Genomic DNA, 14,188 nt, shown 5'->3' with positions numbered 1-14,188 from the left:
AATGTCAGAGCGCGGCCGCGGCCTTCTCAGGCTCCGCAGGCCGAGCATGGTTCAGGGCGGACAGGTACCGCTCGGCGTCCAGGGCAGCGGAGCAGCCGGTGCCGGCGGCCGTGACGGCCTGACGGTAGGTGTGGTCGACCACGTCACCGGCGGCGAAGACGCCCTTGATGTTGGTGCGGGTCGAGGGGGCGTCGACCTTGAGGTAGCCCTCGTCGTCCAGCTCCAGCTGGCCCTTGAAGAGCTCGGTGCGGGGGTCGTGGCCGACGGCGATGAACAGGCCGGTCACTGGCAGCTCATGCGTCTCACCGGTCTTGTTGTTCCGCAGAGTCACACCGGAGAGCTTCTGCTCGCCGTTGAGCGCGACAACCTCGCTGTCCCAGACGAACGAGATCTTCGGGTCGGCGAACGCCCGCTCCTGCATGGCCTTGGAGGCCCGGAGCGTGTCCCGGCGGTGTACCACGGTCACGGACTTGGCGAAGCGGGAGAGGAAGGTGGCCTCCTCCATCGCCGTGTCGCCACCGCCGACCACCGCGATGTCCTGGTCCTTGAAGAAGAACCCATCACAGGTGGCGCACCAGGAGACGCCGCGGCCGGAGAGCTCGTCCTCGCGCGGCAGGCCCAGCTTGCGGTGCTGCGAGCCGGTGGCGACGATCACGGCCTTGGCACGGTGGAGCGTGCCAGCCGAGTCGGTGACGGTCTTGATCTCGTTGGTGAGGTCGACGGCGACGACATCGTCCGGCACGAGCTCAGCCCCGAATCGCTCGGCTTGCGCCCGCATCTGGTCCATCAGGTCCGGGCCCAGGATGCCGTCGCGGAAGCCGGGGTAGTTCTCCACATCGGTCGTGTTCATCAGCGCGCCGCCTGCCGTGACGGCGCCCTCGAAGACGAGCGGCTTCAGAGAGGCACGGGCGGTGTACAGCGCCGCGGTGTATCCCGCCGGCCCGGAGCCGATGATGATCACATTACGGACGTCGCTCACGGGTGTCTTCCCTCGTCTCTGCCGACTCGACTACAGGCCTGGGGTCATTGAGAACTCCCACCCCACCCAACGGATCCTACGGGGCGAGCATTCCCGACAGCGCACAGCGCACAGCGCACAGCGCCCCTGCGGCTCAGCCCCGCGGATAGGTGTGCTTCAGCAGAACGTCCCCGGGCTGGGATGGGGTGGTGCTGGTGCATGAGGCGTCCACCACATAGGCATCAACGCGTGCGGCCCCCGGAGGGTGCGGCAGAACGACGAGGAAGGCATCGGTACCCCCGAACATGTCCCGCTCGGCGGCGATGGGCGTCTCCGAACGACCGATGCCTTCGCGTACGCAGGACGGTACGGAGGGGCCGAATCCCCGCATCGGGATAGTGGAAGGGCTGGACTGGGAGCTGACATCTCCCGAGGGAGCCGCCCCGGCCTCGGAAACCAGAGCCTGCACACGTGTCTGCAGCCCAGTTGTGGAGAAAGCGGGCCGATCCCCGGACCGGTCGGATTTCTCCGCGGCGGACTGTGCGCCGGAGCTCTTGTCGGCAGTGAGGCTGAGGGACGACTGGACGAGAGCACCGCCAATGCCGATCGCCGCAAGGGCACACGCCGCGCCGAGCACGGTTACCCGCCAACGGGAGCGGGGGCCGCGACCGCGGCCGGGTCCGGTCGAGGCGCGGGGGCGCCCTTCTGGGCGGTCGGCCGCGCGGCCCTTGGCGGGGACGCTCGTTTCACGTGAAACATGGTCCGACTCGGCCTCCACGCTGGCGCCCGTTTCACGTGAAACAGCGACAGGGGTCGTCGAGTCCAGCAGCGCCCCGGCTGCAAGAGCGGCGTCGATACGGCCGGCGACGTCTGCAGGCATGCGTGCCGGCCCTGGGAGGGTGCCCAGCAGTCCCCGGATCTCTTCGAGCGACGCACGGACATCGTCGCAGAGGGGGCAGCCTGCCAGGTGGTCGCGAACGTCGGCGATGCGGTCGGGAGGCAGAATGCCCTCGGTGAGGGCGGAGATCTCCGCCACGTCCGGGTGCTGGTCCGTGTTGGTCGAGGATGTCACGCTCGCCCACCTCCGCCCTTCACGGCATCTGTGTCCCTCGGTCCTGCCGTCTCTGGGACGGATGTCTGCTGCGTCCGGTTCCTTCCCCCGCTGGTGCCGGACCTATCCCCCTCGTCGGTGCGCAGATGGGTGAGCATCGGCAGGAGTCGCGCCCGGCCGCGAGCGCAGCGGCTCTTCACCGTCCCACTGGGAACATCGAGGATGCGGGCTGCTTCGGCCACTGGATAGCCCTGCATGTCCACCAGGACCAGGGCCGCGCGCTGCTCGGCGGGGAGTGTGCTCAGAGCCCTCAGCAGTTCGCGGTGCAGGTCGCTTCGCTCAGCGGGGGCAGCGGCTGACTCGTGGGGTTCAAGGAGCTGCTCAAGGTGCTCGGTCTCGGCGACTGGGGAGGTGCGGCGGGAGGCCGCCTTACGGGCCCGGTCGAGGCAGGCGTTGACCGTGATGCGGTGCAGCCAGGTCGTGACGGCTGACTGCCCCCGGAAGGTGTGTGCCGCTCGGTAGGCGGAGACCAGCGCGTCCTGCACCGCGTCCGCGGCCTCCTCCCGGTCGCCGAGAGTCCGGAGCGCCACAGCCCACAGCCGGTCACGGTGGCGCCTGACGATCTCCCCGAAGGCCTCGGGGTCGCCCGCGACATGCCGGGCGAGGAGGTCCTGATCGCTTTCTGCGCCGCGCGTGGCGTCGTCCAACGTCGGGCCCCCTCCCCTTGTCCGAAGTGTTCGCCGGTCAGCCGGTGAACCTGATCTCCGAGACCCCTCCGCGGTATCCGCCCGAGGTTCCGTCGAATGGCAGCTCGGTGATGTGGATCAGTACGTATTGGGTGCGCACCGGCTTGTCGAGGGTTGTCTGCAGCTTGCCGCCGACCTTCCCGGGTTTGGTGATGCGCTGGGAGAAGTCCTCGAGGGCGGCATGGCTCGAGGCGGACGGGTCGGCCGCGAGCACCTCCACGGTCTGGCCGGGGCGGTAGAGATCCATCTCCAGCCCGGAGACTTCCTTGACGCTTCCGAGGTCGACGATGAGGCCGCTGCCCTGCTTGCGTTCCGGGAGGTTGCCGAAGTTGGGGTAGCCCACGTAGTGCGGCGTCACCCATGCGGTGCCGGCGTCGCCGTCGACAGCGTTGGGAACTTTCTGCGGGGCGACCGGATCGGCCAGCGGGGAGAACTCGGTGGCGTCCTGGATCTGCAAGGGCTTGCCGGGTTCCTTCTTCTTGCCGGCGTCGGCGTCTTTCCTGTGGGCGTCGGCGTTGCTGGGGCCGTCGCTCCCGGCGACACGGTCCATGAGCGCGTCCGCCAGCTGCCAGCTCCCCAGACCCAGTGCGGCGATCAACAGCGCCGAGACCGTCCACTTGAGGGCCTTGCCGGTGCGGCTCTGCAGCGGCGGCGGAGGCGGCGCAACCGGACGTGTGGCGGACGTGCCTGAGCCGTTCCGGCCGGCCGACTGGCCGTACGTGCCCTGCTGGTAGGCCGTGGGCTGGTAGGTGGGTGTGGCGAATGACGGCTCCGGCGGCCGGATGCGCGGCAGTGCCGCTACCGCTTTGGCCAGCTCCTCGGGGGTGGTGCAGGGCTGCTCATGCCGAGACGGGGTGGCGCCGTTGTTCACCAGTGCGCGCATCGCGAGCTCCGCGAGTCCACGGTGGACGCCCGCGCGTACCTGGTCGGGGGCGATCAGGCCCACGCCCTTCGGCAGCCCGGACAGGCCGTAGGCGTCGTCCTCGTACGGCCAGCGCTGGGTGAGCGCCGCATACAGCAGGGCACCGATCGCCTCGGTGTCCGTGCGCTGCGGGTGGTCGGTCTTGATGCCGCGCAGGGCGGCCATGACAGCGAGACCGCGGATGCGGTACTGGCCGGATTCGGTGCGCAGAACGGAGCTGGGAGTCAGCCGCAGATGGGCCAGACCCTCGCGGTGGGCGGCGGCCATGGCCTGGGAGACCTGGCTCACGAGCTGGTACGCCTCGTGTGGCTCCAGCAGTCCGGAGGCGAGGACTGTGGTGAGTTCGGTCGCGTCCGGCAGCCACTCGTGGACGACGTAGACCAGGTCGTTCTCTTCTACAGCGTCGAGGACCTGGACGAAACGGGGGTCGCCGAGCAGCGCGGCGGAGCGGGCGGCCGCGAGCACTGGACGCGCCCGCGGATGATCGGCGGGCAGCACATGCACACCGACAGCGCGGCGGAGTTTCTCGTCGACGGCTCGCCAGCTGCTGAATCCGTCCAGACGGGTGACGCACTCCTCGAGGCGGTAGCGTCTGGCGAGCTTGTGGCCGCTGTGCAGCTCCGGGGGTTCGACATCGGTGACAGAGCCCCTGTCGTCGGTCTGCTCCGTTCCGGTGCGCGTGGTGTCCGCGTCCACGCCTGGCTTGTCCTGGGTGTCCACCCCGTCGGTCATGGCCTTGTCCGCCTGTGCGGCCAGCGGCTCATCGCCGCTGCTGTCGGCCACGTCGACGGCAGCCGTGCTCCGTTCCGCCACCGTCGTTCCTGCCTCCCCATCCGTTGCACGCTCTGCACCACAGCAAAGACAATTGTGCCCACAGTCCGCCGCTGTGCACGACACACGGCGGCTGACGATGGTTGTGCTTCGGTCAGCGGCCGAGGCGGCCACGGACCATTCCGACCATGGCGGTCAGCTCCTCGATACGCATCCGCTTGGCGGCCACGTAGAACACTCCCAGCAGTACGATCCCGCCGCCGACCAGGGCCGCCAGCGAGCCCAGCACACCGCTTCCAGCGGCCTGGGTGATGCCGAAGGCGGCGGCACCGCCGGCGACCGCGGCAGGCAGTCCGGCGCCGGTCAGGCGGGCGTAGGTGCGGACGACATGTGCTCCGTCCAGATCCCCGCCCAGGCGCTTGCGAAGACGGCGCCAGGCGACGGTGACGCCCACCGCGTACGCCAGGCCGTAGGAGGCCGCCATGCCGACCACGGCCCAGCGGGCGGGCAGCGCCACGAAGCACAGCCCTGAGCCGGCGGCGTTCGCCGCAGCGACGATCACCGTGTTGTAGAAGGGCGTCCGGGTGTCCTCATAGGCGTAGAAGCCGCGCAGAACGACGTACTGCACCGAGTACGGGATCAGGCCGAGCCCGAAGGCCATCAGGACGTAGCCGATGTTGCGGGCCCCGGCCTCACCGGAGCCGGCGTACAGCAGGGTGGCGATGGGGACACCGAGGGCGAGGAACGCGAACGCGCACGGGACGATGGCAACGGCCGAGGTGCGCAGACCGTAGGAGAGGTCGTCGCGGACGGCGCCGGGGTCTCCGTCGTGAGCTGCCCGCGAGATGCGGGGCAGGACGGCGGTCATCACCGAGACGGTGATGATGGCCTGCGGCATCTGCCACAGCAGCAGGGCGTAGTTGAACGCGGTGATGCCGGTGCCGGTGTGGCCCTTGCGCTCGGCGATCGAGCCGGCCCAGGTGGCGAGCTGGGTGACGACGACCATGCCCAGCTGGTTGGCGAGGACGAAGAAGAACGTCCACTTGGCCAGCCTGATGGCCTTGCCGAGCCCGTGCCCGCGCCAGTCGAAGCGGGGACGGATACGGAATCCTGCTTCGCGCAGGTACGGGACCATGGCGAGGGCCTGGACAGCGAGGCCGAGCAGGGTGCCGATACCCAGCAGCCGGACACCTTCGGGCGTGACGGTGGCGGCGTTGACGCCGGACGTGGTGAAGCTGCCGAAGGCCCAGATGAAGGCGCCAAAGGTGGCGATGATGACGATGTTGTTGAGGACCGGGGTCCACATCATCGCGCCGAAGCGGCCACGGGCGTTGAGGATCTGGCCCAGGACGACGTGCACGCCCATGAAGAACATGGTCGGCAGGCAGTAACGGGCGAAGGCGACCGCGACCTCCATCTTCGCCGGGTCGGAGGCGATCGGCGCCGACATCATCCGGATGAACACCGGAGCGGCCAGCACACACACCGTGGTGACGGCCGCAAGCAGGACGACGACGAGGGTGAGGAGGCGGTTGGCGTACGCCTCGCCGCCGTCCTCGTCGTTCTTCATCGCGCGCACCAGCTGCGGGATGAAGACCGCGTTGAGCGCGCCGCCACCGACGAGGATGTAGATCATCGTCGGGAGGGTGTTGGCGACCTGGTAGGTGTCGTTGAGCGTGCCGACGCCGATCGCCGCGGCCATGACCAGTGTGCGCAGGAATCCGGTGAGCCGGGACACCAGGGTGCCCGCGGCCATGACCGCGCTGGACTTCAGCAGGCCGGAGACCCGGCCGCCGGACCGCATCGGTGCGGGCGCTGCGGCTGGTTCCGGGGCGGATGTGGGCGCCGCCGCCGCGTGCGGCGGGGTGACCCGTGGCGGGGGCTGCTGCTCGTACGACTGCCGATTGGCCGACTGCTGCTGGTCCTGGAAGAGGTGCGCGAAGGCATCCCGCTGCTCGGGACGCTCCTCGGGCCCATCACCCACCAGCTGGTCCACACCGCCGTACCGCACGGGTTCGGTGGCGTTTCCGTACGGCAGGTGGTGGGACGGGCCGTCGGGCTCGGGCTGCGACGGGTGAGCGGCGCTGTTGTAGAGCGCCTCGGTCACCGGGTCGTGCGCGGCGGGATCCTGGCTGCGGTACGGGTCGCCCGCGTAGGCGTCCTGGACGTACGGGTCGTGCGTCCAGGACGCCGCTGGCGCGTGGCCAGCCGGGTCACCGCCCGGGCCGCGGCCGCGGTCACCGTCGTATGGCGCGTTCATCGCCACTCCACCTCATCGTCCCCGACCAGCAGGCCCTGACATCGCTCAACGGTCCACCTTCTCACCCGCGCCGGACGCCTCGCCGCTTTCGGGTCCGGTGTCCGTGGTCATGTCACCCTGCTGCTCGGGACGCTTCTCAGCCGCGTCCGGATCCACCGAATCGGGCTGTTCGGCACCCGGCTCCGGGGATTCGGTGGTCGCGGCTTCCTCGGCGGCCTCCCGGGCAGCGGCCCGCTTGCGCTGCGTGTACATGCGGATCCCGGCGAGAACGAGCAGCAGCACGCCGCCGGCGATGACGAGCATCACCGTGGAGGTGATCTCCGTGACGTTCACGGGGAACGTCATGGGGGCTCCGTAGGGCGTGCCGTCCTCGGTGAACAGCTGTGCCTTCACCTGCACGGTGCCGTTCGCGTTGGCCGTGGTGTTGAACTTCACCGACTGGCTGTGCCCGCCGTCGACCTTGACGGGCTGCTCATTGTCGATGGCGAGGCGGTTGGGCTGGCTGGATGTGAGGACCAGCTTCAGCCCCTCGATGCCCTGGAGCAGGTTGTTCTGCACGGTCACCGGGATCGTCGCGCTCCGCCCGGAGAGCATCTGCGTCGACTTCTGGACGAGCTGCACTTCCTTGGTGAGGCCGGCGAGGCGGCTGTGCACGGAAGTGCGGAAGGAGGTCGCTCCAGCGGCGTTGCCGCGCCAGGAGGTGGACGTCTCGCGCATGATCGCGCTGCCGAACGGGGTCACTACCCGTTCCGGCTGGGACAGGATCACCTGGAAGCGCTCCAGCGAGCTCTGCGCCCGCTGGACGTCACGGAAGGCGCTCGTCGGCAGTTCGCGCTTGCGCAGCGCTTGCGGATAGGAACCGGGGCCCGGCAGCTGGGTCGTCGCGGCCGGGTCCGGTTTCGCCTTGGCCGCTTCTCCCAGGTCCAGCGACTCCGTCCAACGGTCGTCCGCCAGTCCCCGCAGCGCCGCCGCCATGGCCTGTGCCTGGCTGGCCGAGGGCATGCGCTGCGGAGTAACCACGATGCTCCGCTGCTTGTCCGGCGCCTGCTTGGTGATCATGAGGGTCTGAGCGAGGAACTGCTGCACGGCGAGTGCCGAGTTCTCCGCATGGAGCATGTCGCCCCGGAAAGCGGCCGACAGTCGCGCATCGGCGACCACGGCCGTGTTGCCGCCACCGATCGGGCGGGCCGCCGTGGGGGTGTAGGGCAGGTGGCTGGTCTCGCGAAGGCTGTCGCTGCGGCTGATGACGTTGTGTGCGCCGGCGGACGTAGCGACATCGACCACGGATGAGTCGACGGCGCCTTCGACGGGCCAGGCGAAGTCTGTGCGGGGCTTTGTGCCGAGAATTGTCTCAACGGTCCCCGACGACAGGTCGGTGGCCGGCTTGAGGTGTCCCAGCGCTCCTGAGACGTCCTTGCCACGGTGGGCGAGGGAGGCGAGGTCTGGGTCGGCGAACGGCAGGGCCACGACCTCACGGCCGTCCACGGCTTGCTGGAGATCATTGAGCCACCGCTTGGCGGCGTCCTGCTGCTTGCCCGGCCTGGTGCTGCCGTCGCTGCGCTCGACCTTGTAGTCCTTGGTCATCGCTTCGACGGTGGCGAGGAGGTCCGGGTCGACCACCCAGGTCACCGGGAGGTCCTTTCCCAGCGCGACGAGCTGCTGCAGGCGGCCGCCGGGGGCCAGCTCGTCGGCGAGCGAGTCATCCCGGAACACCGGTGTCCGCTGAGGGTCGGAGTCCGTCTCCGCGGTCAGGTGGGTGGTGGAGATCAGCGGCCACACGAAGGTGAGCTGCGTCTTCTTGCCGAGAGTCGACGGCTGCCAGGGCAGGAAAGTCCGCTCGATGCCCAGCACCTGCTGAAACCGCTGGCTTTGCGACTGTCCGGTGAGGGAGACGCCGAGCTGGTAGACGCCCTCCTTGCCGAGATGCAGGTCCTTCACGGGCACGCTGAGGGTGAAGTCGCGGGACATGCCGGACGGCAGCCGGTCGATCTCGACGGTGTGCTTGCCTCCGACCTCGCGTCCGTCGGCAGCGTAGGAAAAGCCCGTGCGCCCGGCGGCGCTGTCGATCGCGCTGCGGCTGCTGAGAGCCGGGCCGAGGCGCAGGCCGACGTGGGCGTCGGTGATCGTGGAGTCGCCGTTGTTGGTGACGACACCGCTGATGGTGACGGTGTCGCTCTCCGTCGGGGCGGTCGGCATCATCGAGTCGATGGAAACGTCGGCGGTCTGTGACCCGGTGGCCTTGCTCGCGGCCTGCGCCGGGAAGGCTGCGGGCGCCTGCAGCAACCCCGCAAGAAGTGGCGCCCCTGCCAGTACGGCGACGGTCCGCCGCAGCCACCGGCGGGCAGGAGCGGATCGCGTCCCCTGGAAGTGTGCCGCCTCGGCCACGCGCTCGCCCGTCCTCATCGTCGTCGTCAGTGGTGGTCGTCGGATGTGCGTCCCCGAATGGTAACGAGGCCCGCTGTGACGAAGTGGTGGGGACTGCTCCACATGATCGGCACGGGACTGCCGGAGCTGGTGTGAGACGAGGACGCTTCCGTCGTCCGGGGCACGTACCCTGTTCTGTTGTGCCGAATGCCAACCATCACAGCCTCACACAGCAGCCGACGAATGCGCTGAGCCAGGCGCAGCGCCAAGCCGTGAGCGAGCTGCTGCGCGTCTCTCCTGTCGCCGATGATCTCGCCCGTCGTTTCCAGAGGGCGGGCTACTCCCTCGCCCTGGTCGGCGGCTCGGTGCGGGATGCGTTGCTCGGGCGACTCGGCAATGACCTGGACTTCACGACGGACGCCCGTCCCGAGGACGTACTGCATATCGTGCGGCCGTGGGCGGACACCGTGTGGGAGGTCGGCATCGTTTTCGGCACGGTCGGCTGCCGCAAGGGCGACTTCCAGATTGAGGTGACGACCTACCGGTCGGAGGCGTACGACCGGTCTTCCCGGAAGCCGGAGGTCTCCTACGGTGATTCGATCCAGGATGACCTTGTTCGCCGTGATTTCACCGTCAATGCGATGGCGGTGGCTCTTCCGGAGAAGGAGTTCATCGATCCGCACGGCGGTCTGCAGGATCTCGCGGCCCGGGTGCTGCGTACGCCTGGCGCCCCCGAAGACTCCTTTTCCGATGACCCCCTGCGGATGATGCGCGCCGCGCGCTTCGCCGCGCAGCTCGACTTCGACGTTGCGCCGGAGGTCGTCAGCGCCATGAAGGCGATGGCAAGCCGCATCGAGATCGTCTCCGCGGAGCGGGTGCGTGATGAGCTCAACAAGCTGATCCTTGCGCCGAACCCTCGCAAGGGACTGCATTTGCTGGTCGACACGGGCCTTGCGGACCACGTGCTGCCGGAGCTTCCGGCGCTGCGGCTGGAGCGTGACGAGCACCACCGGCACAAGGACGTCTACGAGCACTCGCTGACGGTGCTGGACCAGGCCATCGACCTGGAGGACCAGGGGCCGGATCTCGTTCTGCGGCTGGCTGCCCTGCTGCATGACATCGGCAAGCCCAAGACGCGGCGCTTCGAGAAGGACGGCCGGGTCTCGTTCCACCACCATGAGGTCGTCGGAGCGAAGATGACCAAGTCGCGCATGACGAAGCTGAAGTACTCCAACGACCTGGTGAAGGACGTCGCGCGGCTGGTGGAACTGCATCTGCGGTTCCACGGCTACGGGACCGGTGAGTGGACCGACTCGGCGGTGCGCCGGTACGTACGGGACGCGGGGCATCTGCTGGACCGGCTGCACAAGCTGACCCGCTCCGACTGCACCACGCGGAACAAGCGGAAGGCCCAGGCGCTCGGGCGGGCGTATGACGGGCTCGAGGAGCGAATCGCCCAGCTGAAGGAGCAGGAGGAGCTGGACTCGATCCGGCCCGACCTGGACGGTAACCAGATCATGGAGATCCTCGGTGTGCCGCCGGGGCCTGTGGTCGGCAAGGCGTACAAGCACCTCCTGGAGCTGCGCCTGGAGCACGGTCCGATGGAGCATGACGCGGCCGTGGCCGCGCTCAAGGAGTGGTGGGCGGCACAGGAACAGAAGTGACCCCGCGTGGACGGGCTCGATGTTTCACGTGAAACATCGAGCCCGTCCGTCATGTCGGGGTGTCGGACCGGCCCTGTCCTGTTTCACGTGAAACATCGCGGCACGCCGGCCGGCACCGGAACCTACTCATGATCACAGCGACCATTGCATAGAGCAGGCTCACCGTGACGACCAGGACGGGCGACCGTCCGTCCGGTGGAAGCATCAGGGCTGCCACCCCAGCGGCGCTCACAAAGGCGACGTTGAACAGCATGTCGTAGAGGGAGAAGACGCGCCCGCGGAACATGTCGTCCACGGACGCCTGGACCACGGTGTCCGTCGTGATCTTGGCTGCCTGGGTGGTGAGGCCCAGAACGAAGGCGGCGATCAGCATCGGCGTCGGCTGGAAGGGCAGGCCGAGACCGGGCTCGAGGACGGCCGCGGAAGCCGCGCAGGTGATGATCCAGCCGAACGGGCCCAGACGCCCCACGGCCCAGGGGGTCAGGACCGCTGCGGCGAAGAAGCCGGCGGCCGAGAAGCCGAGGGCGACGCCGAGCAGCGCGAGCCCGCCGACCTGGCTGTCGAACCAGGCGTAGCGGCAGAGCATCAGCACCATCACGGTCAGCGCCCCGTAGCAGAAGCGCATAAGCGTCATGCCGATCAGGACGAACGCGGCCGGGCGCCGTTCGGCGAGATGGCGTAGGCCGGCGGCCAGTCCGCGCGCCGTACTGACGAGGGCCGCTCCCAGCGCGGGCTGAATGAGTTCCGGATCCGGGCCGAGCAGGTCCCGCCCCATCCGCAGCGAGACCAGGGCAGCGCACAGATACACCCCGGCGCCGAGCAGGACGGTGACCGCATCCGAGTCCGAGCCCGCCAGGCGTACGGCGAAGGCCAGACCGCCGCCTGCGGAGGCGGCGAGGGTTCCGGCGGTCGGGGACAGCGAGTTGGCCATGACCAGCCGCTGCTCGTCGTCGACCACGCGCGGCAGAGCGGCGGAGAGCCCGGCGAGGATGAACCGGTTGATGGCTGTCACCGAGAGCGCCGAGACGTAGAACAGCCAGTCGGGCACCCCCGCCATGATCAGCAGTGCGGTTACGGAGGCGAGGGCGGCCCGGAGGAGATTGCCGTACAGCAGGACCTGGCGGCGCCGCCAGCGGTCGAGGAGGACGCCCGCGAACGGTCCGATCACGGAGTACGGCAGCAGCAGGACCGCCATGGCGTAGGCAATGGCGGCAGGGGAGGTCTGCTTCTCGGGGGAGAAGACGACATAGGTGGCGAGCGCGACCTGGTAGATACCGTCCGCCGACTGGGAGAGCAGACGGACGGCCAGCAGGCGGCGGAAGTCACGCAGCCGCAGCAGCACGCGCAGATCACGCACAACAGCCATGGACGACAGCCTCACACAGCGCGCAGGCCTCTGGGCGGATTGCCCAGAGGCCTGCGACCAAGGAGCCGAGCCGGCGGCTGGTCCGTGGACCGGCCGCGCCGCGTCGTGTCGAGTCAGCGCTCGACCTCACCCCTGATGAACTTCTCGACGTTCTCGCGCGCCTCGTCGTCGAAGTACTGCACCGGCGGCGACTTCATGAAGTATGAGGAGGCCGAGAGGATCGGGCCGCCGATGCCGCGGTCCTTGGCGATCTTCGCGGCGCGCAGCGCGTCGATGATGACACCCGCGGAGTTCGGGGAGTCCCACACCTCGAGCTTGTACTCCAGGTTCAGCGGGACGTCGCCGAACGCGCGGCCCTCCAGGCGTACATAGGCCCACTTACGGTCGTCCAGCCAGGCCACGTAGTCCGAGGGGCCGATGTGGACGTTCTCCTCGCCCAGCTCGCGGTCCGGGATCTGCGAGGTGACGGCCTGGGTCTTGGAGATCTTCTTGGACTCCAGGCGCTCGCGCTCGAGCATGTTCTTGAAGTCCATGTTGCCGCCGACGTTCAGCTGCATCGTGCGGTCCAGGATGACGCCCCGGTCCTCGAACAGCTTGGCCAGCACACGGTGCGTGATGGTGGCGCCGACCTGCGACTTGATGTCGTCACCGACGATGGGGACACCCGCCTCGGTGAACTTGTCTGCCCACTCCTTGGTGCCCGCGATGAAGACCGGCAGGGCGTTGACGAAGGCGACCTTGGCGTCGATGGCGCACTGCGCGTAGTACTTCGCCGCCTCCTCGGAGCCGACCGGCAGATAACAGACCAGGACATCGACCTTCTTGTCCTTGAGTACCTGGACGACGTCGACCGGGTCCTCGGCGGATTCCTCGATGGTCTGGCGGTAGTACTTGCCGAGGCCGTCGAGGGTGTGGCCGCGCTGCACCAGGACCCCGGTCGACGGCACGTCGCAGATCTTGATCGTGTTGTTCTCGCTGGCACCGATGGCGTCCGCGAGGTCGAGACCGACCTTCTTCGCGTCCACATCGAAAGCAGCCACGAACTCGACGTCACCCACGTGGTAATCGCCGAACTGCACGTGCATCAGTCCCGGCACGCGGCTGTCCGGGTCGGCGTCCTTGTAGTACTCGACGCCCTGCACCAGCGAGGCGGCGCAGTTGCCTACGCCGACGATGGCTACGCGAACCGAACCCATTCCGGTTGCTCCCTGTGTGTACTCGACGAAGCCCTGCGGGATGCAGGGCCTCAGTTGGCGGTGTCGTCGGACGGATCCGGCCGGGAACTACCCCGGTCCCGGGGCAGGCCGCCCGTGGTCTGTGACTCCTGTGATTCTCGCGAGGCGCTGTCCCCGGCGGATCGCCCGGGGGTCGGGGACGCAGCGGACCCATCGATCCCAGAAGCGGACCGGAGCTGATCACGCCCCGCCCGCTCGCTCTCGATCAGCTCGTTCAGCCAGCGGACCTCGCGCTCCACCGACTCCAATCCGTGGCGCTGGAGCTCGAGGGTGTAGTCATCCAGCCGTTCGCGCGTGCGTGCCAAGGAGACGCGCATCCTCTCAAGGCGCTCCTCCAGCCGGCTGCGGCGCCCCTCCAGTACCCGCATCCGTACATCCCGCGACGTCTGCCCGAAGAAGGCGAAGCGGACGCCGAAGTGCTCGTCCTCCCATGCGTCGGGGCCGGAGTTGGCGAGCAGCTCCTCGAAGTGCTCCTTGCCCTCTGCCGTCAGCCGGTAGACGATCTTCGCCCTGCGCCCGGCGAGCGATGCGGCCTGTGGGTATCCCCGGCCGGACGGGGAGGGAGCCTCCGGGGGGCTCCCCGGCTCCTCGATCAGCCAGCCGTTGGCGACCAGGGTTTTCAAGCATGGATAGAGGCTGCCGTAGCTGAAGGCTCGGAAGACCCCGAGTGAGGTGTTGAGCCGCTTCCGCAACTCGTAGCCGTGCATGGGGGACTCGCGCAGCAGGCCGAGGACGGCGAACTCGAGGATGCCGGAACGCCTGCTCATCCTGCCTTCGCCTCCCTCTGTCCGCCCGGTGCCTTTATGTCGTGCTGATGTATCGGCGCGATACATCCAGACGATAGAACGGCC

General features: G+C 68.8%; 10 protein-coding genes. 1 reads left to right on the top strand and 9 read right to left on the bottom strand.

The window, feature by feature from the left end; translation table 11 throughout:
- Positions 1 to 4: 4 nt before the first annotated feature.
- The 6 genes from trxB to ACY34J_RS00675 all read right to left on the bottom strand — a co-directional run bounded on the left by trxB (position 5) and on the right by ACY34J_RS00675 (position 9,093).
- Complete coding sequence (trxB, locus tag ACY34J_RS00700) at positions 5 to 979, bottom strand: thioredoxin-disulfide reductase (RefSeq protein WP_462724284.1); 975 nt, start codon at positions 977 to 979, stop codon at positions 5 to 7.
- Positions 980 to 1,112: 133 nt separating this feature from the next.
- Positions 1,113 to 2,030: an anti-sigma factor gene (locus tag ACY34J_RS00695; protein WP_462724283.1), complete on the bottom strand. Its 918-nt coding sequence runs from the start codon at positions 2,028 to 2,030 to the stop codon at positions 1,113 to 1,115.
- Complete coding sequence (sigM, locus tag ACY34J_RS00690; protein WP_462724282.1) at positions 2,027 to 2,716, bottom strand: RNA polymerase sigma factor SigM; 690 nt, start codon at positions 2,714 to 2,716, stop codon at positions 2,027 to 2,029. Before sigM ends, ACY34J_RS00695 begins: the two co-directional genes overlap by 4 nt.
- A gap of 37 nt (positions 2,717 to 2,753) precedes the next feature.
- Positions 2,754 to 4,490 carry a protein kinase family protein gene (locus ACY34J_RS00685; RefSeq protein WP_462724281.1) on the bottom strand — a complete coding sequence of 579 codons (1,737 nt, stop codon included), beginning with the start codon at positions 4,488 to 4,490 and terminating at the stop codon, positions 2,754 to 2,756.
- A 112-nt stretch (positions 4,491 to 4,602) separates the two neighbouring features.
- Positions 4,603 to 6,708 (bottom strand): murein biosynthesis integral membrane protein MurJ, encoded by a 2,106-nt coding sequence (gene murJ / locus ACY34J_RS00680; protein ID WP_462724280.1) that lies wholly within the window; start codon positions 6,706 to 6,708, stop codon positions 4,603 to 4,605.
- Positions 6,709 to 6,753: 45 nt separating this feature from the next.
- The gene (locus ACY34J_RS00675) at positions 6,754 to 9,093 is read right to left on the bottom strand and encodes a DUF6049 family protein (protein ID WP_462724279.1); all 2,340 of its coding nucleotides are present in this window, start codon (positions 9,091 to 9,093) and stop codon (positions 6,754 to 6,756) included.
- A 179-nt stretch (positions 9,094 to 9,272) separates the two neighbouring features.
- Between ACY34J_RS00675 and ACY34J_RS00670 the strand changes: the two genes are divergently transcribed.
- A complete protein-coding gene (locus ACY34J_RS00670; protein WP_462724278.1) occupies positions 9,273 to 10,736 on the top strand; it encodes a CCA tRNA nucleotidyltransferase in 1,464 nt (487 codons plus the stop codon).
- Positions 10,737 to 10,785: 49 nt separating this feature from the next.
- On the opposite strand, the gene ACY34J_RS00665 is transcribed toward ACY34J_RS00670, so the two are convergent.
- The 3 genes from ACY34J_RS00665 to ACY34J_RS00655 all read right to left on the bottom strand — a co-directional run bounded on the left by ACY34J_RS00665 (position 10,786) and on the right by ACY34J_RS00655 (position 14,104).
- Positions 10,786 to 12,102 carry an MFS transporter gene (locus tag ACY34J_RS00665; protein WP_462724277.1) on the bottom strand — a complete coding sequence of 439 codons (1,317 nt, stop codon included), beginning with the start codon at positions 12,100 to 12,102 and terminating at the stop codon, positions 10,786 to 10,788.
- Between the two features lie 113 nt (positions 12,103 to 12,215).
- Positions 12,216 to 13,298: an inositol-3-phosphate synthase gene (locus tag ACY34J_RS00660; protein ID WP_462724276.1), complete on the bottom strand. Its 1,083-nt coding sequence runs from the start codon at positions 13,296 to 13,298 to the stop codon at positions 12,216 to 12,218.
- Positions 13,299 to 13,348: 50 nt separating this feature from the next.
- Positions 13,349 to 14,104 (bottom strand): PadR family transcriptional regulator, encoded by a 756-nt coding sequence (locus tag ACY34J_RS00655; protein ID WP_462724275.1) that lies wholly within the window; start codon positions 14,102 to 14,104, stop codon positions 13,349 to 13,351.
- Positions 14,105 to 14,188: the final 84 nt, after the last annotated feature.

It is taken from the genome of Streptomyces sp. HSS9-12 (genome assembly GCF_054963655.1).
The sequence above is the reverse complement of the archived record's forward strand: the minus strand, read 5'-3'. Positions and strand labels throughout refer to the sequence as shown.